Origin of the sequence: Prauserella endophytica, assembly GCF_005146945.1 — a bacterium.
In the GTDB taxonomy this organism is placed as follows: Bacteria; Actinomycetota; Actinomycetes; order Mycobacteriales; family Pseudonocardiaceae; genus Prauserella_A; species Prauserella_A endophytica.
Window position 1 is genome coordinate 291,147 of record NZ_SWMS01000006.1, and the last position, 20,152, is coordinate 311,298.

Sequence of the window (20,152 nt, forward strand, 5' to 3'; positions counted from 1 at the left end):
CAGGGTCCGGGCTCCGGACCCTGACGGCGGTCAGCGCGGCCGCTGGCGTTTGGGCAGCAGGTCGTAGAGCTTGCGGCGGGCGCCGTTGTCGTTGGCGGCCCTGGTGTCGGACAGCTCGGCGATGAAGTCCTCGAACACGAAATCCTGCTCGGCCACCGGCGGCGCGGGAGCGGCGGGGGCGGTCATGGTGTCGAGCACGGTGGCGATCTGCCGGAAAGCCACCGCCTGGATGGTCTCGGGCGCGAACGTCGTCACCGGCACGCCCCGCGCCGCGGCCTCGTTCATCACCACGCCGAGCGGCACGTGGGGCAGGATCGGGATGCCGAACGTGTGCAGCTCGCTCAGCGCCGCCGCCGCGTACGCGGAGATCGGCCGCCGGTACAGCCCGGGAACGAGCCCGTAGTAGGCCACCGGCTGCCGGTCCACCGCGGACTCGACGTAGCGGATCTGCTCCTGCATCAGCCGCAGTGCCCTGATGCTCGTGCGGTCGGGCTGCACCGGGACGAGGATGCCGTGCGTGGCGGCGAGCGCGTTGTTGGTGAGCACGTCCAGCGCGGGCGGACAGTCGATGATCACGTGGTCGTAGTTGGCGAACTGGATCACCCTGGCCAGCTGCCAGCCGGGCACGCGGAACTGGTCGAGCCTGCGCACCAGGTCGAACATCCCCGGCGACGTGGGGATCACGTCGAAGGCGCCGCCCGCGCCGATGTTGCTGCGCGGGTGGGGGACCACCAGCTCCTCGATCGCGCCCCGCCACGTCTTGGTGAGCGCCTTCGCGAGGCTCGGCGCCTCGGCGGGCGCCTCGGGCAGCCCCAGGAGCTCCGTGGTCGCGTGACCCTGCGGGTCGAGGTCGATCAGCAGCACCCTGCGACCGCGCTCGGCGAGCGCGGCGGCGGCGCCGACACTGAGCGCGGTCTTGCCGACCCCGCCTTTCTGGTTGACCACCGAGGTGATCTGCACTGTGCGCCAGCTCCTGGATCTCGTGGTTTGGGAGCAGGTTAGTGGATCAGGACCGGCTCTGCCCCGCGGCCGGCCGCCCGTCGGGGCGAGCACGCACCAGCAGCGCCTGCGCACCGGTCCCGACCTGCCCGGTCGTGTCGTGCAGCCTGCTGGTCGCCGTGCCGAGGCCCTGCGGGCCGAGAACCGTGTCGGCGTCGAGCCCGATCCACTCGCCGACGGGCTCTCGGTGCACGTGGACGGTCAGCTCCGCGTTGATGAACAGCCACTCGCGCATGTCGAGCCGGTTGGACGTGCCGTTGCCGGAGTCGGCGACCGTGAACAGCCGCTGGAGTGGGCTCGGTTTCTCGCCGTCGACGAGCGGCACGCGCTGCCGCGCCCACACCGCGGCCGGACCCGGGTCGGTGACCCGGCCGCTGATCTTGCGCCACTCCATCGCCTTGAGGTAGCCGTCGTTCCACGTCGCAGGCCAGTCGGCGGGCGGGCAGTCCTCGACCGGGGCGAGTGGCGCGGCCGAGCCCTCGGCGACCTCGGTGGTGTCCGAGGTCGCGAACCGCCAGCCGGAGGCCTTCGCCACGACCCGGCCGCCCGCCGCGAGCTCGGCCGACAGCAACTCGACCGAACGGCCGGGCCGTTCCAGCCCCGCCCGCACCGTGAGCTCCGTGAGCGGGGCGGGCCCGAGGATCTCCACGGTCACCCGGCCCAGCAGCATCTCCCGTGCGGCGGGGATGCTCTCCAGCTCGCGCACCAGCAGCGCCGACGGCGGGCCGAAGTGCTGCGAGTCGGGCGACCACGGGCCCGCCGTGTGCTCGGTGGGCAGGTACCGCCCTTCTCCGCGGGGCAGGTAGAACGCTTCGGACACGCGAGGCTCCTCAGTCGGCACGGTCGAGGACGGACTCCTCGCCGGGATCGGGCTCAGGCCAGCCAGGATATTCCGGGGGAGTGCCGCCGAACGAAGGGCACAGCGCCTGGTGGGAACACCAGCCGCACAGCTTGCCGGGGTTCGGCCGGAAGTCACCGGTCCTGCCCGCCCGCAGGATCGCCTGCCAGATCGCCTCCAGCGTGCGTTCGAAGCGGACCAGCTCGGCCTCGTCGGGCGTGTACGCCAGTGCCTGCCCGTCGCTGAGGTACATGAGCTTGAGCTGGCGCGGGACGACGCCGCGCAGCCGCCAGAGCACGACCGCGTAGAACTTCATCTGGAACATGGCCTTCGCCTCGCCGATCTCGCGGGGCGCGGCGCCGGTCTTGTAGTCGACGACCCGGATCTCGCCGGTGGGCGCGACGTCGAGCCGGTCGATGTAGCCGCGCAGCACGACGCCGGAGCTCAGCTCGGTCTCGACGTGCAGCTCGCACGCCTCCGGGTCCAGCCGGTTGGGGTCCTCGAGTCCGAAGTAGCCGTCGAGAAGTTTCGCCGCACCACCGAGCCAGGCGCTCATGGCCTGCTCGGCGTCACCGTCCTCATCGGAGAAAAGCTCAGTCCATTCCGGACATTCCGTGAGCAGCTCCCGCCACGTGGGCTCCAGCATCGCGACGGCCCGCTCCGGCACCCGCTCGCCCTGCGGCAGCGCGAACAGCCGCTCCAGCACGGAGTGCACGAGCGTGCCCCGCACCTGTGCCTTCGTCGGCACCTCCGGCAGCCGGTCGACGGCGCGGAAGCGGTAGAGCAGGGGACACTGCTTGAAGTCGCTCGCTCTGGATGGGGACAGCGCGGGACGGCGAACCGCGCCGGAACGCGGCGGGTCCTCGGTCGGGGTGACGGTGGCCGTCGTGGTGGTGCCCTCTGCCATGCCCGGAGCGTAGCGGCACGGTACGACAACTCCCGGTAGCGCGAGCGGGCGTGGGCCGAATCGGACGCGGGACACACGCCACTTGCGGGGCACGGGTAACGAACACCCCACACCCGACGTTCTACCCTCGCCTGGTGGACGCGACGAGCCAGTACCGCAGGGGCGGTCCCCGGCGCGCGCCCTCGGCGTCCCCGTCGGAGGGCGGCCTGCTGCTCTTCCGCGTCGACGGCGTGCCCGTGCTGCTCGCGCCGTCCTGGTGGATCGGCTCGCTGATCATCGTCGTGCTCTACACGCCGCTGGTCGGCAGGCTGCTGCCGGACGCGAGCACGCTGACGTCCTGGGTGCTGGCGGCCGCGTTCGCCGTGCTGCTCGGCCTCTCGGTGCTGGCGCACGAGCTCGGCCACTGCGTCGTGGCACTCCGGCTCGGCATCCCCGTGCGCAGGCTGCGGCTGTTCCTGCTCGGTGGCCTTTCCGAGGTCGCCCGCACGCCGAGACGGCCCGGCCAGGAGAGCCTCGTCGCCGCCGCCGGCCCGGTCGTGTCGATCCTGCTTGCGGCGCTGTGCGGGCTGCTGCTGCTCGCGGTGCCGCCGGGCGGCCCGATCTGGCTGCTCGTGGCCCAGTGCGCCGTCGCGAACCTGGCCGTCGGGCTGTTCAACCTCCTTCCCGGGCTGCCCCTCGACGGCGGCAGGCTGTTGCGGGCAGGCGTCTGGGCGCTCACCGGTGCCCGCGCGAAGGGAACCAGGGCCGCGGTGTTCGGTGGCGGCCTGGTGTCGGTCGGGCTGCTGGTGTGGGCGCTGTGGGGGCTCGCCGTCGGCAGCGACGACCGCTGGCTGCGGCTCGGCGTCTGCGTCGTCACGGCGTGGTTCGTTGCGCTCGGGGCGTCCAGCGAGTTCGCGGCCGAGGGCAGGCGCGGCTGGCCAGACGGTCTCGAGGTCGGCGACCTGATGCGCCCGGTGCTGCAGCTGCCGGCGGAGAGCCCGGTGTCGGCCGCGCTGTCGGCCTCGGCGGGCCGGGGCGTGGTGCTGGTGCGGGCCGACGGCGTCGCGGCGGGGCTGCTCGACGAGGCGGCGGCGGAACGGCTCGCAGCCGAGTCCCCGCAGGCGCCCGCGGAGCTCGCTGCCGAGCCCATCAGGGCGGAGACCGTGCTCCTGCTGTCCGAGCCGGGCGACGACATCGCCGAACGGGTCCGCGAGGTGGCGACGTGGCAGTTCCTCGTCGTCGACGACGACGGCAAGCCCGCCGGTGTGCTGCACCGCGACGACGTGCGCGCGGCGCTGTCCGGGCACCGGAAGCCGACCCGCTGAACCCGGCACCGGCGTCTCCTGCGACGATCAACCGCTGTCTCGATGAGCAGGGTGACCACGTCTGAACTGGAGGTTCGGTGTCAGCAGGGCCGTTTCGCGCCGGTGACCGGGTGCAGTTGACCGACCCGAAGGGCCGGCACTACACGCTCGTACTGGCCGAGGGGGGCGAGTACCACACCCATCGCGGCGCGCTGGCGCACGACGACGTGATCGGCAAGCCGGAGGGGTCGGTGATCACGTCGGCTGGCGGGACGACCTACCTCGCGCTGCGGCCGCTGCTGCCCGACTACGTGCTGTCGATGCCGCGCGGTGCGCAGGTGATCTACCCCAAGGACGCGGCACAGATCGTGATGTGGGGCGACATCTTCCCCGGCGCGCGGGTGCTGGAGGCGGGTGCGGGCTCCGGGGCGCTGACGTGCTCGCTGCTGCGGGCGGTGGGCCCGCAGGGCAGCGTGACGTCGTACGAGGTGCGCGAGGACCACGCCGAGCACGCGGTGCGCAACGTCGAGAAGTTCTTCGGCGAGCGCCCGCCCAACTGGGAGCTGCGGCTCGGCGACGTCGCCGGGCACACCGGCGAGGTCGACCGGGTGGTGCTCGACATGCTCTCGCCGTGGGAGGTGCTGCCCGCCGTGGCCGGCTCGCTGGTGCCGGGCGGGGTGCTGGTGGTGTACGTGGCCACGACGACGCAGCTGTCGGCGGTCACGGAGGCGCTGCGCGAGCAGCAGTGCTGGACCGAGCCGGAGTCGTGGGAGACGCTCATGCGCCCGTGGCACGTGGTGGGGCTCGCCGTGCGGCCCGAGCATCGCATGGTGGCGCACACGGCGTTCCTGCTCACCACGCGCAGGCTCGCCGAGGGCGTGACGCCGCCGATGCGCAGGAGGCGGCCGAGCCGGGGCTGAGACCTGAACGGGGCGTGCCCGGCGGAACCGCTTCCGCCGGGCACGCCCCGTTCCGTCACGTCCGGTGCGAGCGGGTCAGCCCGCCATGCACCAGGTGCCGTCCTCCTTGGAGGCGGGCAGGGTCTCGTCCTGGCTCTGCCCCCGGTAGGAGATGGTCACCGGGATGTCGGCCGAGTCACCGGTGATCTCCGGGTCCCCGTTCAGCGAGTACTCGACGCCGTCGGGCAGCTGGTCGAAGTCGTCCGTGCTGACCGCACCGGGGTTGCAGGAGATCTCCTTGGCGAGCGCGCCGTCCTTGTTGTTCAGGGCCTCGAGGGCCTGGTCGGCGAGCTCCTGGACCGCGGCCGTGTCGTCGCCGGAGGAACCGGAGTCGCCATCGTCCGAGGACTCCGACGACTCGCCGGAGTCGCTGGAGTCGCCGCCCGCGCCGGGGACCTGCGGGGCGGTGGACTGCTGGTTGCCGCTGTTGTTGTCGCCGCCGTCGGCGTTCTGCTCGTCGTCACCTCCGGAGAGGATGAGGATCAGCGCGACGACGCCGCCGATCACGGCGACCGCGGCGATGGAGAGGCCGACGATCAGGCCGGTCTTCTTCTTGGGCGGCTCGCCGCCGGGGCCGCCGGGGAAGCCGGGCGGCTGCTGGCCGTACGGGCCGGGTTGGCCAAATTGTTGTGTTCCCCCAGGGCCGCTGTACCCGCCCTGCTGTGGCATGGGTCCACTGGGTGGGAATTGTCCGCCCTGCGGCGGCTGCTGTCCCCACGGACCCTGCTGTCCGTACGGCCCGGGTTGCCCCGGTCCCCCTGGCGGTTGCGGCGGATAGGTCATGTGGCCCCCTTAGTGGTCACTTGCTGCGGAAATCCCTGGTCCACGCCGTGGATGTGGGTTAGATCGTAGCCACGGCACGCTTGGTTCCATCCGAGTCCGGCAGGACGGCCTGATTTGTCCGTTTCATGGTCATCTCACGGAGTGCGACCGGGTGCGGCCAGGCGGCGGAAATCGGGCCGCCCCACCGGATCGGAGTCAGTTCGCACGGCAGTGGGTAGCCCCTCGCATCCGCGCGACGCGCCGATCCTGTGATGCGGTTAGGGCTTTTCATGTCGGTGATCGCCGGTACCGTGGGAAGAAATGCATTCCGAGGAGGTGCCGAAATGCAACACGACCTTCCCGGAGGTCGGCATGAGGAGGCCGACCCTTCAGAAACACACGGAGCTGGAGCCGCGGGCAACCCGACCAGCGAGCAGCTGCGGCAGATCCGCTTCCTGGAGGAGGAAGTAGCGCTGCTTCGCCGGAAGCTCACGGACTCGCCGAGGCAGAACCGTGTCCTCGAGCAACGGCTCGCCGAGGCGACCGAGCGGGTCAGCCAGCTCACGGAGCGGAACAACAAGCTGGTTGAGACGCTGCGTGAGGCGCGGAGTCAGCTCCTGGCCCTGCGGGAGGAGGTCGACCGGCTCGCCCAGCCACCGAGCGGGTACGGCGTCTTCGTGGAGGCCTTCGAGGACAACACGGTGGACGTCTACACGGCGGGCAGGCGGATGCGGGTTTCCGTGTCGCCCGCGGTGGAGATCGATTCGCTGCAGCGCGGGCAGAGCGTCCGCCTCAACGAGGCGCTCACCGTGGTGGAGGGTGGCAGCTTCGAGCGAACGGGCGAGGTCTGCGCCCTGCGCGAGGTGCTGCTGCCGGAGACCGAGGGCGGCAGTTCGCGGGCGCTCGTCGTCGGGCACGCGGACGAGGAACGAGTGGTCTGGCTGGCGGACCCGCTGGCCGAGCAGACGCTCAAGCCCGGTGACTCGCTGCTCGTGGACTCCAAGGCCGGCTACGCGTACGAGCGCGTGCCGAAGGCCGAGGTCGAGGACCTGGTGCTCGAGGAGGTCCCCGACGTCCGCTACGAGGACATCGGCGGGCTCTTCCGGCAGATCGAGCAGATCCGCGACGCGGTGGAGCTGCCGTTCCTGCACTCGGACCTCTACCTGGAGTACCAGCTGCGGCCGCCCAAGGGCGTGCTGCTCTACGGTCCTCCCGGCTGCGGGAAGACGCTCATCGCCAAGGCGGTGGCCAACTCGCTGGCGAAGAAGGTGGCCGAGGCGCGCGGCGGCGGCGACGCGGACGACGCCAAGTCCTACTTCCTCAACATCAAGGGCCCCGAGCTGCTCAACAAGTTCGTCGGGGAGACCGAGCGGCACATCCGCATGATCTTCCAGCGGGCCAGGGAGAAGGCCTCCGACGGCACCCCCGTCATCGTGTTCTTCGACGAGATGGAGTCGATCTTCCGCACCCGTGGCAGCGGGGTGTCCTCCGACGTGGAGACCACCATCGTTCCGCAGCTGCTGTCGGAGATCGACGGTGTCGAGGGACTCGAGAACGTCATCGTGATCGGCGCGTCCAACCGTGAGGACATGATCGACCCGGCGATCCTGCGTCCCGGCAGGCTCGACGTGAAGATCAAGATCGAGCGGCCGGACGCGGAGGGCGCGAAGGACATCTTCTCGAAGTACCTCACGGCGGAGCTGCCGATCCACGCCGACGACCTCCTGGAGTTCGGCGGCGACCGGCAGGCCACGATCGACGCGATGATCCAGCACACCGTCGAGCGGATGTACGAGGAGACCGACGAGAACCGGTTCTTGGAGGTCACCTACGCCAACGGGGACAAGGAAGTGCTCTACTTCCGCGACTTCAACTCCGGCGCCATGATCCAGAACATCGTGGACCGGGCGAAGAAGTCGGCGATCAAGTCGGTGCTGGAGACCCAGCAGCCCGGCCTGCGCGTGCAGCACCTGCTGGACGCGATCGTCGACGAGTTCGCGGAGAACGAGGACCTCCCGAACACCACGAACCCGGACGACTGGGCCAGGATCTCCGGCAAGAAGGGCGAGCGGATCGTCTACATCCGCACGCTCGTCACCGGCAAGAACCAGGAGTCCGGCCGGGTGATCGACACCGCGACCAACACCGGCCAGTACCTCTAAGGCCACCGGCCACTGTCCCCCAAGGCCACCTTTGTTGCGTTCAACGCAACAAAGGTGGCCTTGGGGGCGTTTCGGTGCCCGCGTTTCGTATAACGGCCTATACGCTGGCGGCATGGACGAGCTTCGGGAGGGCCGGCTCCGCGCGCCGGTCACGGCGGCGGACATGCTCGGCTGGCTGGAGGAGGCCGCCGCGGCCGTGCGCGCGGGCGAGGTCGACGCGGACGAGTTGATCGCGGTGCTGGGGGAGTTGCGGCAGGCGTCGACGGCATGTGCCAACGCCTCCGACTGGGCGCTGCTCGCCGCCAGGGAGGCGGGGGCGAGCCTGCGGCAGATCGCCCCCGTGTTCGGCAAAGGCTACGTGCGCGCGCCCGCGGCGCGGCTGGAGAAGCTGCACCGCGAGGTGCTCTCGGCTGACCAGTTCCTCGAGTTGATGCGCCGCCGCCAGGCCGACCGCTAAGCGTATAACGACCTATACGGCGCGGCCATGAGGGGTCGTTCGTGCCGCAACCCGCCGAACTACGGTGACACCCGTGAAGAACGACGCACGGATCGCCGTGGGGCTCGCCGCGCTGGGCAGGCCCGCGTACATCAACCTCGGCAGGACGGAGGAGCTGCCCGGGGAGCGCGACGTCGCCGCGATGCGCGCGGGCACCGCCGCCGTGCTCGACCGCGCCTACGCCGCCGGCGTCCGCCGCGTGGACGTCGCGCGCTCGTACGGCCGCGCCGAGGAGTTCCTCTCCGGCTGGCTCGCCGAGCGCGGGCACGACGACGTGGTGGTGTCGAGCAAGTGGGGCTACGCCTACGTCGGCGGCTGGCGGCTCGACGCGGCCGTGCACGAGGAGAAGGAGCACTCGCTGGCCCGGTTCACCGAGCAGTGGGCGCAGACCAGGGAGCTGCTGGACGGGCGGGTCTCGCTTTACCAGGTCCACTCGCTGACCGCGGACAGCCCGCTCTTCGCCGACGAGCCGCTGCTCGGCGCATTGGCCGAGCTGGCCGACTCCGGAGTGCGCGTGGGCTTCTCGACCTCGGGCCCCGCGCAGGCGGAGACGATCAGGCGGGCACTGGAGCTGCGCGTCGCGGGGCGTCCGGTGTTCACGGCCGTGCAGTCCACCTGGAACGTGCTGGAGACCTCCGCGGGCCTCGCGCTCGCCGACGCCCACGCCGACGGCGTGCTGGTGCAGCTCAAGGAGACACTGGCCAACGGCAGGCTGGCCGTCTCGCCGCCGCCCGCGCTGGCGGCGATCGCGGCGGCGCGCGACGTGCCAGCCGACGCCGTGGCGCTCGCGGCGGCGTTCGCCCAGTCCTGGGCCGACGTCGTGCTGGTGGGGCCGGCCAGCGTGGCCCAGCTCGACGCCAACCTCGCCGGCGCGCGGCTGGGCCTCGGCGACGACGAGCTCGCCGCCCTCGCGGAGCTGCGGGAGGACCCCGCCGAGTACTGGGCCCACCGATCAGCGCTGCCGTGGCGATGACTACTGTCAGGGCCCTGTTCGGGGGTCGGTCTGAGGGGACGAGGACAGGGTGCGACGAGCACGGGTAGCGGTCACCGTGACGGCGTTCGCGGCTGCGGGCCTGACGGGCCTGGCCGGCTGCGCCGACCGGCCGAACGACCTGGACACCTACTACGACGAGCCCGAGACGACCACGGAGTCGGCCACGGTCACGGCCTCACCGCCACCGCCGTCCGCGCCGCCGCCGGAGCCGGGCGCCGACCCCGTCGTGCTGGCCGCCGCGGTGGACGGTGCCGTGCTGCCCGATCAGGACGTGGCCGCTGAGGGGGTGCGGCCCGTCGCGGCGCTGACCGTCGCGGAGGGCTGTCTGGCCGAGATCCCGCTCGGGCTCGTCGGCACCGAGCGCAGGGACGCCCGCTGGGAATACCCGACCGGCTCGACGATCGACCAGCTCGTCACCGCCTATGCCGAGCGGCCCGCCGCCGAGATCCTGACGTCGCGGGTGCGCTGCCCGGGCGACGAGCTGGAGGTACCGCTGGAGCCCGCCGTCGACGCACACGCGGCGTGGTGTGCCGAGGGCACCTGCACGGTGCTGCTGGCGAGCGGCAACGTGCTCTCGGGCGTCCAGGTCACCGCCGCCGACCGGGCCAGGGCGGCGGCAGCGGTGCAGCGGCTCGCGCCGGTCGCCGCCGCCAAGCTCGCTCAGCCTTAGGGTGCGTCTCCCAACCCCGTTGCCCGCTCGCTGGGCAGAGGGTCGAGAGACGCGCCCTGCCGCCGGAACCACTCGAGCACGCCGAGCCTGCCGTCGGGGATGAGCGGGCCTTCGGGGTCCTCCGCCCATTTCCGCAGCTCCTCCAGCGGCACCCACCGGCCGCCGACGATCTCCTCCGGCTGGTGGACGATCGGGCCGTCCCAGCGGACCTCGAAGGCGAAGTTGTGGCACCGGATCGGTGGCTGATCGAACACGTGCGTGAACAAAGGGATCGGCGACACGCCCGAGATGCCGAGCTCCTCGGCCAGCTCCCGGGTGGCGCACTCCGCCGGGGTCTCGCCGTGCGCGACCACGCCGCCCGCCCAGCAGTCGTGGTACGACGGGAAGACGTCCTTGCCGGGCGAGCGCTGGTGTACGTACACGTGCTCACCGTTGAGCGAACGCACGAGCACGACACCGGCCGCGTGCCAGAGTCCGCGCGCCCGCATTTCGGCCCTCGTCGCGCTGCCCGCAGGGCTTCCCAGTGCGTCGTAGATCGCAACCAGCTCGTCACCGCCCACCGGGGGATCATCGCACGGAGCACCGTAGGCTGGACGCATGCGCCGGATCATGGGAACCGAGGTGGAGTACGGGATCGCGGTGCCGGGTGACGCGACCGCGAACCCGGTGCTGACCTCCACCCAAGTCGTACTGGCCTACGCGGCGGCCGCGGACATCCCGAGGGCGCGTCGCGCCCGCTGGGACTACGAGGTGGAGTCGCCGCTGCGCGACGCGCGCGGCTTCGACCTGGCGGGGCCGGGGCAGCAGGGCCACGACCCCGAGGTCGAGGACCTCGGCGCCGCCAACGTCATCCTCACCAACGGCGCGCGGCTGTACGTCGACCACGCCCACCCGGAGTACTCGGCACCCGAGGTGACCAACGCCCGCGACGCCGTGATCTGGGACAAGGCGGGGGAGCGGGTGATGGAGGAGGCGGCGATGCGCGCCGCGACCGTGCCCGGCCAGCCGCAGCTGCAGCTCTACAAGAACAACGTCGACGGCAAGGGCGCGAGCTACGGCACGCACGAGAACTACCTGATGGCGCGCTCGACGCCGTTCACGGCCGTGATCGCGGGCCTGACGCCGTTCTTCGTGTCCCGGCAGGTGGTGACCGGCTCCGGGCGGGTCGGGATCGGGCCGCAGGGCGAGGAGGCCGGTTTCCAGCTCTCGCAGCGCGCCGACTACATCGAGGTCGAGGTCGGCCTCGAGACCACGCTCAAGCGCGGCATCATCAACACCCGCGACGAGCCGCACGCCGACGCGGACAAGTACCGCAGGCTGCACGTCATCATCGGCGACGCCAACCTGGCCGAGTACTCGACGTTCCTCAAGCTCGGCACCGCGGCGCTGGTGATCGACATGATCGAGGCCGGCATCCGGTTCGACGACCTCAAGCTCGACGAGCCGGTGCGCGCGGTGCACCAGATCAGCCACGACCCGACGCTCAAGACCAAGGTCGAACTGGCCAACGGCCGCAAGTACACCGGCCTGGACCTGCAGTTCGCCTACCACGAGATGGCGGCGGAGCACCTGGAGCGCGAGGGCGCCGACGAGCAGTCGAAGGAGGTCCTGCGCGTCTGGGGCGAGGTGCTCGACGCGCTGGCCCGCGACCCCGCCGAGTGCGCCGACCGGCTGGACTGGCCCGCCAAGCTGCGCCTCCTGGAGGCCTACCGCGAGCGCGACCAGCTGGGCTGGGCGGCGCCGCGGCTGCATCTGGTGGACCTGCAGTACTCGGACGTGCGCCTCGACAAGGGCCTCTACAATCGGCTCGTCACGCGCGGTTCGATGAAACGCCTGGTCAGCGAGGACGAGGTGCAGGCCGCGATCACCACGCCGCCGTCCGACACGCGGGCTTACTTCCGCGGCCGCACGCTGGAGAAGTACGCGACCTCCATCGCGGCCGCGTCGTGGGACTCGGTGATCTTCGACGTGGGCAAGGAGTCGCTGGTCAGGATCCCCACGCTGGAGCCGCTGCGGGGCACGAAGGCCCACGTCGGCAAGCTGCTCGACGAGGCCGCCACGGCCGAGGAACTGGTCGAGGCGCTGACCGCTTCGGACTGAGTCCCCGGCCGGCGGTGAAGATCACCGGACGGTCAACGAACGCACCGAATGCCGTTGGCTCTGGGTAGGCTAAGAGGCAACGGCCACACCGGGAGGCGAGTATGGCTCAGGAAAAGGTTGAGAAGCACGGCGGCGGAGACTCCGACGACGACGTGGACGGCGGTGCCCCGGCCGGTCAGGAACGCCGCGAGAAGCTCGGCGAGGACGTCGACACGATCCTGGACGAGATCGACGACGTGCTGGAGGAGAACGCCGAGGACTTCGTGCGTGCCTACGTGCAAAAGGGCGGGCAGTAGGCGGCGCCGGTCGGCCGAGCGCCATCCCATAAGCTTGCTGATCACATTTCAGTCCCCGCCCCCTTCGTCGATGGGAACTACGAGCACGCATGGAACACACTCCGCGCAACTCGGGCTTCGCCCTGCCCTCCGCCTACCTGTCGTCGACGACGTCGTCCTTCACCGACTTCCTCCGGGCTCAGGCTCCTGAGCTACTGCCCAGCAAGCGGCCGGAGGGTTCGTTCGCGCCCGGCAGCGCGCTCGAGCCGCCGCACGGCACGACGATCGTGGCCTCGACCTTCAGCGGCGGCGTGCTGATCGCGGGCGACCGCAGGGCCACCAGCGGCAACATGATCGCCACGCGGGACCTGGAGAAGGTCCACATCACCGACGAGTACTCGGCCGTCGGCATCGCGGGTACCGCGGGCATCGCACTGGAGCTGGTACGGCTCTACACGGTCGAGCTCGCCCACTACGAGAAGATCGAGGGCGTCTCGCTGTCACTGGACGGCAAGACCAACAAGCTGGCCAACATGGTCAAGGGCAACCTCGACGTCGCGATGGCGGGCCTGGCGGTGCTGCCGCTGTTCGTCGGCTACGACATCGAGTCCACCGACCCCAAGCGCGCGGGCCGGATCGTGTCCTACGACGTCACCGGCGGCCGGTACGAGGAGAACGCCGGTTACCACGCGATCGGCTCCGGCTCGCTGTTCGCCAAGTCGGCGTTGAAGAAGCTGTACGACCCGGACGCCGACGCCGACACCGCCGTGCGGGCCGCCATCGAGGCCCTTTACGACGCCGCCGACGACGACACGGCGACCGGCGGACCGGACCTCGTGCGCAAGATCTACCCGTCGGTCGTCACCATCACCGCCGAGCACGGTGCGGTCTCGGTGCCGAGCGAGGAGACCTCGGCCATCGCGACGGCCGTGGTCGAGGCCCGCGCCGAGCGGCCCGGCCGGTACCGCAGCTAGCGCCCGGCCAAGACCGACGAACCACAGCAGGACCACGAAGAGAGCGGAGCCAACGCAGTGACGATGCCGCTGTACGCCTCACCCGAGCAGTTGATGCGCGAGCGTTCCGAGCTCGCGCGCAAGGGCATCGCCCGGGGACGGAGCGTCGTCGTGCTCAAGTACCGGGGCGGTGTGCTGTTCGTGGCGGAGAACCCTTCGCCCACGCTGCACAAGGTGTCCGAGATCTACGACCGCATCGGATTCGCCGCCGTGGGGCGCTACAGCGAGTTCGAGAGCCTGCGCCGCGGCGGGATCCGGCACGTGGACCTGCAGGGCTACCAGTACGACCGGCGGGACGTGAGCGCGAGGGCACTGGCGAACGTGTACGCGCAGACGCTGAGCACGATCTTCACCGAGCAGCTCAAGCCGTTCGAGGTGGAGATCTGCGTGGCGCAGGTCGGCGCCGACACCGACGAGGACGAGCTGTACCGGCTGACCTACGACGGCTCGATCTTCGACGAGCCGAGGTTCGTCGTGATGGGCGGCCAGACCGACGCGATCAGCTCGAAGCTCAAGGACACGTTCGAGGACGGGATGGACCTGAAGGCCGCGCTGCGCGTCGCGTCGGAGGCGTTCCGGTCCAACACCGGCAATGGCAACGGCGAGGGCGAGCCGAGCAAGCTCGAGGTCGCCGTGCTCGACCGCGAGCGGCCCGGCCGCAAGTTCCGCCGGTTCACCGGCGCGGCGCTCGACGCGTTGCTGCCGGGCAAGACGGAACCCGCCGAGGAGGCGGAGGAGGACAAGAAGCCGGAGGCGCCCGCCGACGGCTCCGAGGGTTCGGCAGGGTAGGGGCGCTACAGCCGGTAGATCGTCAGCGCGCTCGGCCGTGACCGGAACCGGAACACGCGGCCGAGCGGGCCGACCTCGCCGTCGGTGGCCACCCGCCGGTTGCCGTCGAGGATCTCGACGTCCAGCGACGGCAGGTCGTACTGGCGGTACACGTGGCTCGCGTTGAGCGTGTTGGTCACGGCGGCGAGCACGAACCGGGCGCGCGAATAGGGCACGTCGGCGCGCAGGTAGCGCACGTCGAGCAGGCCGGTGTCGAGGGCGGGCCTGCGCGAAGGCCAGAAGCCCTTGGGCGCGTAGGTCCCGTTGCCCACGAAGACCATCCACACGAGCGCGCGCTTGCCGTTGAGCCGGACCCGCAGGGGCCTGGCCCTGCGCAGGGTGCGGATCGTCGCGATCGCGGCTGACGGCCATTTCGGGTGCCGCTGCTGGATCTTCTCGCGCAGCCGCACCATCTCGGGGTAGCCGCCGAGGCTCGCGGTGTTGACGAACCAGCGCCGGTGCGCGCCGGAGCCGCCGTCGATCTCCACCTCGCCGAGGTCGACGCCAACCGCGGCGCCCGCCTCCGTGGCGGCGTCGGCGTCGGGCATCGAGCGGACGCCGACGTCGCGGGCGAAGTGGTTGAGCGTGCCGGCCGGGATGAGCGCCAGCGGCAGCCCGGTGTCGGCGGCGACAGAGGCCACCGCCGCGACGGTGCCGTCCCCGCCCGCGACCCCGAGCGCTCGTACGGCTCCGCCTCGCCGCGCGATCTCGCTGGTCAGCTGCGTGCGGATGTCGACGCCGGGGTCCGGGTAGAGCAGGGTCGCCTTCGGCCACGCGAACCGGACCTCGTCGGTCGGGTCCATGTCGGCGTTGCCGGAGCCGGGGTTGACCACTGCGAGCATGTCCTCGCCGTCGCGCATCACGGGTGCGTCGGCGCGGTGTGCGGTGCGGCCGGGCGTGTCGGGGTGGATGGGCCACCAGTGCTGCGTGCCGATCGCGGAGGCGACGCCGATGAGCGCGCCGACACCGACGTCGGTGGGCCAGTGCACACCGGTGTGGACGCGGGAGTAGGCCACGGCGGCGCCGAGCGGCGCGAGCGCCAGACCGGCGACGGGCGACTCCATCGCGACGGCGGTGACGAACGCCGTCGCCGACGCGGCGTGCCCGGAGGGGAAGGACGACGACGTGGGGCGCTTCTGCAGGCGGCGGTGCTCGGGCACGGCCTCGGCGGCGGGGCGCCTGCGCGGGAACAGGGGCTTGCCGATGAGGTTGGCGCTGGTGCTGGCGCCCGCGATCGCGGCGACGCCGCGCAGGGCGCCGCGGCGGGTCGCGCCTTTGCGCGCGGTGAGGACGAGCGCGACGCCCCACCACAGGCGGCCCTTGTTCGCCGAGCGGGACAGCCTGGTGAGCAACCCGTCCGCCGGCGTGCGCGGCAGCGCGGCGCTGCGCGCCATGAGGCGGCGGTCGGTGGCGCTGACCTGGCGCAGCCGCGACTTGAGTACGTCCAACACGGTGTTCCAAGGTACCGACACCGTCTCGGCGGCCGATTCGTTCACCGTCCCACGGCGGTTAGCGCCTACCCTTGAAGGATGCAGCGGCGGATCTTTGGGATCGAAACCGAGTTCGGGGTCACCTGCACCTTCCACGGGCAGCGCAGGCTCTCCCCCGACGAAGTGGCGCGATACCTCTTCCGGCGAGTCGTGTCGTGGGGCCGGTCCTCGAACGTCTTCCTGTCCAACGGCTCCCGGCTCTACCTCGACGTGGGCTCCCACCCCGAGTACGCGACCGCGGAGTGCGACGACCTGACCCAACTGGTCACGCACGACAAGGCGGGCGAGCGGATCCTGGAGGACCTGCTCGTCGACGCCGAGCGGCGGCTCGCCGACGAGGGCATCGGCGGCGACATCTTCCTGTTCAAGAACAACACCGACTCGGCGGGCAACTCCTACGGCTGCCACGAGAACTACCTGGTGACGCGCGCGGGCGAGTTCTCCAGGATCGCCGACGTGCTGCTGCCGTTCCTGGTGACCCGTCAGCTCATCTGCGGGGCGGGCAAGGTGCTGCAGACGCCGAGGGGCGCCGTGTACTGCCTGTCGCAGCGCGCGGAGCACATCTGGGAGGGCGTCTCCAGCGCGACCACGCGGTCCCGGCCGATCATCAACACGCGCGACGAGCCGCACGCCGACGCGGAGCGCTACCGCAGGCTGCACGTGATCGTGGGCGACTCCAACATGGCCGAGCCGACGACGCTGCTGAAGGTCGGCTCCGCGAACCTGGTGCTCGAGATGATCGAGCAGGGCGTGCAGTTCCGGGACTTCACGCTCGACAACCCGATCCGCGCTATCCGCGAGATCAGCCACGACCTGAGCGGCCGGCGGCAGGTGCGGCTGGCGGGCGGGCGCGAGGCGTCGGCGCTGGAGATCCAGCGCGAGTATCACGCGCGGGCGGCCCAGCACGTGGAGGCCAACGGTTCGGGCCCGACCGCGCAGCGCGTGGTCGAGCTGTGGGGCCGCGCGCTGGACGCGGTGGAGCAGCAGGACTTCTCCAAGATCGACACGGAGATCGACTGGGCGATCAAGCACCGGCTGGTTGAGCGCTACCGCGCCAAGCACAACCTCGACCTGTCGGACCCGAGGGTGGCTCAGCTGGACCTCGCCTACCACGACATCCGGCGCGGCCGGGGCGTGTTCGACCTGTTGCAGCGCAAGGGCCTCGTGCGGCGGGTGACCGACGACGGCGAGATCGAGCTCGCCAAGGACACGCCGCCGCAGACCACGCGGGCGAAGCTGCGGGGCGACTTCATCGCCGCCGCGCAGCAGGCGGGCCGCGACTTCACGGTCGACTGGGTGCACCTGAAGCTCAACGACCAGGCGCAGCGGACCGTGCTGTGCAAGGACCCGTTCCGCTCGGTCGACGAGCGCGTGGAGCGGCTGATCAACTCGCTGTAGGGAAGGGGTGGGCCGGGGTTTCCGGCTCCACCCCCACCCGCGCGCGATCAGGCGTTGACGCGCGGCCGTTCGGGTGGGGCCGCCGGTGCCTCGCTGATGCCGAGGCGGTCGTGCAGCCTGCGCAGCGGCGCGGGCGCCCACCACGCCCTGTCGCCGAGCAGGCGCATGCCGGCCGGGACGAGCAGGCCGCGGATGATCGTCGCGTCGATGAGGATCGCGAGCCCGCTGCCGAGGCCGAACATCTGGATGAAGCTGACGCCGCTGGTGCCGAAGGCGAAGAAGCTCACCGCCAATAGCACGGCGGCCATCGAGACGATGCGGCCGGTGCGGGACAGCCCGTCCACCACGGCCTCGCGGTTGCCCAGCCCCCGGTCGTGGGCCTCCTTGATGCGGCTGAGCACGAACACCTCGTAGTCCATCGAGAGCCCGAACGCGATGCAGAAGAGCAGCATCAGCATGCTCGTGTCGAGCGGCAGCGGGGTGAAGCCCAGCAGTCCGGACAGCGCGCCGTCCTGGAAGATCAGCACCATCACGCCCAACGTCGCGGACAGCCCGAGGACGTTGAACACGAGCGCGCGCAGCGGTTGCAGGACGCTGCCGGTGAACAGGAACAGCAGCACGAACGTGGTGAGCGCGATCAGGCCGAGCGCGAGCGGGAGCCGGTCGGTGATCGAGCCGGTTGAGTCGAGCAGCACGGCGGCGTCACCGCCGACGAGCGCCTGCACACCCGGTGGCGCGGGCAGAGCGCGCACGTCCTCGACCACGCGCTGTGCGGACTCGGACCGGGACTCCTCCTCGGTGATCACGGCGTAGCGCTGGCCCTGAGCGCTGGGGACGACGTCGGCGACGCCCGGTACGGCGGCCAGTCGCTGGGTGTAGGCGGCGGCGTCGCCCGCGCCGACGGGACCGGTGGTGACGACCTGGACCGCGCGGCTGTCGTCGCCGGGAAACTGTTCGCGCAGCGCGTCGCCGACGATCCGGCTCGACGCGGTGGTGGGCAGCACGCGGTCGTCCGGCGTGCCGAACTCGACGCGGAGCAGGGGAGCGGCGGCCAGCACGAGCACCAGCACGGCGGGTGCGCCCACGAGCCACGGCCTGCGCCCGGCGGTCCGCGCGACGCGGCCCCAGAACGAGGACACGGTGGTGGGAGCCGACTTCCGCCACGGCAGCCTGCCCGCGTTGACGCGCTGGCCGAGCACGGCCAGCAGCGCGGGCAGCACGAACAGTGCCGCGAGCATGGCGATCAGCACCACGCCGATGCCGGCGTAGGCGAACGAGCGCAGGAAGTACTGCGGGAACAGCAGCAGCGCGGACAGGGCGACGGCGACGGTGACGGCGCCGAAGGTGATGGTCCGGCCCGCGGTCTCGACGGTCCGGATCACGGCGTCGCGGGTGCTCGATCCGGCGGCGAGCTGCTCGCGGAACCGGCTGACCATCAGCAGCGCGTAGTCGATCGCGAGGCCGAGGCCGAGACCGGTGGTGAGGTTGATGGCGAAGACCGACACGTCGGTGAGTGAGCCGAGCAGCGACAGCTCGGCGAAGGTGCCGAGGATCGCGATGCCGCCGATGGCCAGCGGCAGCAGCGCGGCCACGACGCTGCCGAACACGAGCACGAGCAGTATCAGGATCACGGGCACTGCGATGGACTCGGCCACGAGGAGGTCACGGCCCACCTGCTCGTTGACGTCCTGGCCGACGGCGGCGCGGCCGCCGAGGTCGACGGTGATCGCCCCGGTGTCGCCGGTGTAGGAGCCGGCGATCTCCTCGACCGCCGTGTTCTCGCCGCCCTCGTCGGCGAGGTGGGCCGCGATCAGCGCCTGCGTGCCGTCGTCCGAGCGCAGGGCGGGTACGCCGGCCTGGAAGTAGGACGTGACGCCGGTGAGCGCTGGGTCGCCGGCGAGCCGGGCGGTCAGGTCCGCGCCGGCCTGGCGGGCGGCGGGGTCGTCGACGGTTCCGGTGTCGGCCGTGACGAGGAAGACGAGGTCGGCGGAGCCGCCGTGGCGGGCGTCGATGAGATCGGCGGCCCTGGTGGACTCGGCCGACGGGTCGGTGAAGCCCTCCGCCTGCAGCTTGCCGAACGCCGTGAAGCCCAGCGCTCCGGCTCCGACGAGCACGAGCAGGGTCACGGCCAGTACCGCACGTGCGTGGTCGGCGGCGAACCGTCCGATGCGAGCGAACATGGTGAGCTCCGAGTGAGGGAGTGATCAATGTTGACGGCTGTAAACTTTGTGGGCGTTAACTTGCCACTGATGTGTACGGGTGTCAACATCGAGCTGTGAGTTCCTCAGCCCCCGTTCGAAGCGGCTACCACCACGGCGATCTCCGCAACGCGCTCATCGAGGCCGCCGCCGGACTCGCGGCCGACGGCGGCCCCGGGGCGGTGACGATCAGGGCGGCCGCGCGCGCGGTGGGCGTCACCCCGACCGCGGCCTACCGGCACTTCGCCGGGCACGAGCAGCTACTGGACGCGGCCAAGGACGAGGCCATGGTCCGCATGAACGACTCGATGCGCGCCGAGCTCGCGCAGCGCACGCCGTCGGCGGACCGGATAGCCGCCGCGCTCGGCGACCTCGCCGCGATCGCACGCGGCTACCTCAACTTCGCGCTCGCGCAGCCCGGCCTGTTCCGCACCGCTTTCTGCTCCGAGGGACACGTGCTGCCCCCGCCGGACCAGCAGGCCGAGTACAGCCCGTTCCGCACGCTCGTCGGCGCGCTCGACGAACTGGCCGCGGCCGGGTACCTGCCGCCGGAACGCAGGCCCATGGCGGAGTTCGGGGCGTGGTCGATGGCCCACGGCCTCGCGATGCTGCTGCTCGACGGGCCGCTGCGCGAGCTGGACGCCGAGACCAGGGAGGAGATCGTGGTGCGCTCGCTGGTCATCTTCGCCGAGGGGCTCGGCGGCGGAGGGCTCACCGACGAGCTGCGGGACGTGGTCGTGGCCGCCGCGCGCGAGTGAAAGATCCGTTCGCGCGACATGC

General features: G+C 71.4%; 19 protein-coding genes. 12 read left to right on the plus strand and 7 right to left on the minus strand.

Annotated features, from left to right (window positions below; genetic code table 11):
* Positions 1–30 precede the first annotated feature (30 nt).
* From FCN18_RS14270 to FCN18_RS14280, 3 genes are read right to left on the minus strand one after another with little or no spacing between them, the layout of a single operon-like run.
* The gene (locus FCN18_RS14270) at positions 31–960 is read right to left on the minus strand and encodes a ParA family protein (RefSeq protein WP_112269080.1); all 930 of its coding nucleotides are present in this window, start codon (positions 958–960) and stop codon (positions 31–33) included.
* Positions 961–1,006: 46 nt separating this feature from the next.
* Positions 1,007–1,819 carry a thioesterase family protein gene (locus tag FCN18_RS14275; RefSeq protein ID WP_137095319.1) on the minus strand — a complete coding sequence of 271 codons (813 nt, stop codon included), beginning with the start codon at positions 1,817–1,819 and terminating at the stop codon, positions 1,007–1,009.
* Between the two features lie 10 nt (positions 1,820–1,829).
* Entirely contained in the window at positions 1,830–2,744 is a 915-nt protein-coding gene (locus FCN18_RS14280; protein WP_112269084.1) for a RecB family exonuclease, read from the minus strand.
* A 206-nt stretch (positions 2,745–2,950) separates the two neighbouring features.
* Here FCN18_RS14280 and FCN18_RS14285 point away from each other — a divergent pair, with 206 nt between their 5' ends.
* Both FCN18_RS14285 and FCN18_RS14290 read left to right on the plus strand, forming a co-directional pair.
* On the plus strand, positions 2,951–4,048 hold the full coding sequence (locus tag FCN18_RS14285; protein ID WP_170200557.1) for a site-2 protease family protein: 1,098 nt from the start codon (positions 2,951–2,953) through the stop codon (positions 4,046–4,048).
* Between the two features lie 77 nt (positions 4,049–4,125).
* Entirely contained in the window at positions 4,126–4,947 is an 822-nt protein-coding gene (locus FCN18_RS14290) for a tRNA (adenine-N1)-methyltransferase (RefSeq protein WP_113641450.1), read from the plus strand.
* Between the two features lie 75 nt (positions 4,948–5,022).
* Here the strand turns inward: FCN18_RS14290 and FCN18_RS14295 are convergent, their stop codons facing one another.
* Complete coding sequence (locus FCN18_RS14295) at positions 5,023–5,655, minus strand: hypothetical protein (RefSeq protein ID WP_112269090.1); 633 nt, start codon at positions 5,653–5,655, stop codon at positions 5,023–5,025.
* 437 nt (positions 5,656–6,092) lie between these two features.
* Between FCN18_RS14295 and arc the strand changes: the two genes are divergently transcribed.
* From arc to FCN18_RS14315, 4 genes are all read left to right on the plus strand, one after another.
* Complete coding sequence (arc, locus tag FCN18_RS14300; protein WP_112269092.1) at positions 6,093–7,910, plus strand: proteasome ATPase; 1,818 nt, start codon at positions 6,093–6,095, stop codon at positions 7,908–7,910.
* 112 nt (positions 7,911–8,022) lie between these two features.
* Complete coding sequence (locus FCN18_RS14305) at positions 8,023–8,367, plus strand: hypothetical protein (RefSeq protein WP_113641452.1); 345 nt, start codon at positions 8,023–8,025, stop codon at positions 8,365–8,367.
* Positions 8,368–8,440: 73 nt separating this feature from the next.
* The gene (locus FCN18_RS14310; RefSeq protein ID WP_113641453.1) at positions 8,441–9,379 is read left to right on the plus strand and encodes an aldo/keto reductase; all 939 of its coding nucleotides are present in this window, start codon (positions 8,441–8,443) and stop codon (positions 9,377–9,379) included.
* 49 nt (positions 9,380–9,428) lie between these two features.
* On the plus strand, positions 9,429–10,070 hold the full coding sequence (locus FCN18_RS14315) for a hypothetical protein (protein ID WP_137095320.1): 642 nt from the start codon (positions 9,429–9,431) through the stop codon (positions 10,068–10,070).
* Here FCN18_RS14315 and FCN18_RS14320 read toward each other — a convergent pair.
* A complete protein-coding gene (locus FCN18_RS14320; RefSeq protein ID WP_228713943.1) occupies positions 10,067–10,630 on the minus strand; it encodes an NUDIX domain-containing protein in 564 nt (187 codons plus the stop codon). The genes FCN18_RS14315 and FCN18_RS14320 overlap by 4 nt on opposite strands.
* A gap of 37 nt (positions 10,631–10,667) precedes the next feature.
* Here FCN18_RS14320 and dop point away from each other — a divergent pair, with 37 nt between their 5' ends.
* The 4 genes from dop (at position 10,668) to prcA (ending at position 14,247) form a co-directional block, all read left to right on the plus strand.
* Positions 10,668–12,170 carry a depupylase/deamidase Dop gene (gene dop / locus FCN18_RS14325; RefSeq protein ID WP_112269102.1) on the plus strand — a complete coding sequence of 501 codons (1,503 nt, stop codon included), beginning with the start codon at positions 10,668–10,670 and terminating at the stop codon, positions 12,168–12,170.
* Positions 12,171–12,271: 101 nt separating this feature from the next.
* Positions 12,272–12,466, plus strand: coding sequence for a ubiquitin-like protein Pup (locus tag FCN18_RS14330; RefSeq protein ID WP_110335685.1), 195 nt, complete (start codon positions 12,272–12,274; stop codon positions 12,464–12,466).
* A gap of 89 nt (positions 12,467–12,555) precedes the next feature.
* Positions 12,556–13,419 (plus strand): proteasome subunit beta, encoded by an 864-nt coding sequence (prcB, locus tag FCN18_RS14335; RefSeq protein WP_112269104.1) that lies wholly within the window; start codon positions 12,556–12,558, stop codon positions 13,417–13,419.
* Between the two features lie 57 nt (positions 13,420–13,476).
* Positions 13,477–14,247 (plus strand): proteasome subunit alpha, encoded by a 771-nt coding sequence (gene prcA / locus FCN18_RS14340; protein WP_112269106.1) that lies wholly within the window; start codon positions 13,477–13,479, stop codon positions 14,245–14,247.
* A gap of 5 nt (positions 14,248–14,252) precedes the next feature.
* On the opposite strand, the gene FCN18_RS14345 is transcribed toward prcA, so the two are convergent.
* Complete coding sequence (locus FCN18_RS14345) at positions 14,253–15,680, minus strand: bifunctional phosphatase PAP2/diacylglycerol kinase family protein (protein WP_112269597.1); 1,428 nt, start codon at positions 15,678–15,680, stop codon at positions 14,253–14,255.
* A gap of 135 nt (positions 15,681–15,815) precedes the next feature.
* Between FCN18_RS14345 and pafA the strand changes: the two genes are divergently transcribed.
* Complete coding sequence (gene pafA, locus FCN18_RS14350; RefSeq protein ID WP_112269108.1) at positions 15,816–17,174, plus strand: Pup--protein ligase; 1,359 nt, start codon at positions 15,816–15,818, stop codon at positions 17,172–17,174.
* Positions 17,175–17,221: 47 nt separating this feature from the next.
* On the opposite strand, the gene FCN18_RS14355 is transcribed toward pafA, so the two are convergent.
* Positions 17,222–19,354, minus strand: coding sequence for an MMPL family transporter (locus tag FCN18_RS14355; RefSeq protein ID WP_137095321.1), 2,133 nt, complete (start codon positions 19,352–19,354; stop codon positions 17,222–17,224).
* Between the two features lie 95 nt (positions 19,355–19,449).
* On the opposite strand from FCN18_RS14355, the gene FCN18_RS14360 reads away from it, so the two are divergent.
* The gene (locus FCN18_RS14360) at positions 19,450–20,130 is read left to right on the plus strand and encodes a TetR-like C-terminal domain-containing protein (RefSeq protein ID WP_112269110.1); all 681 of its coding nucleotides are present in this window, start codon (positions 19,450–19,452) and stop codon (positions 20,128–20,130) included.
* The last annotated feature ends 22 nt before the right edge of the window (positions 20,131–20,152 follow it).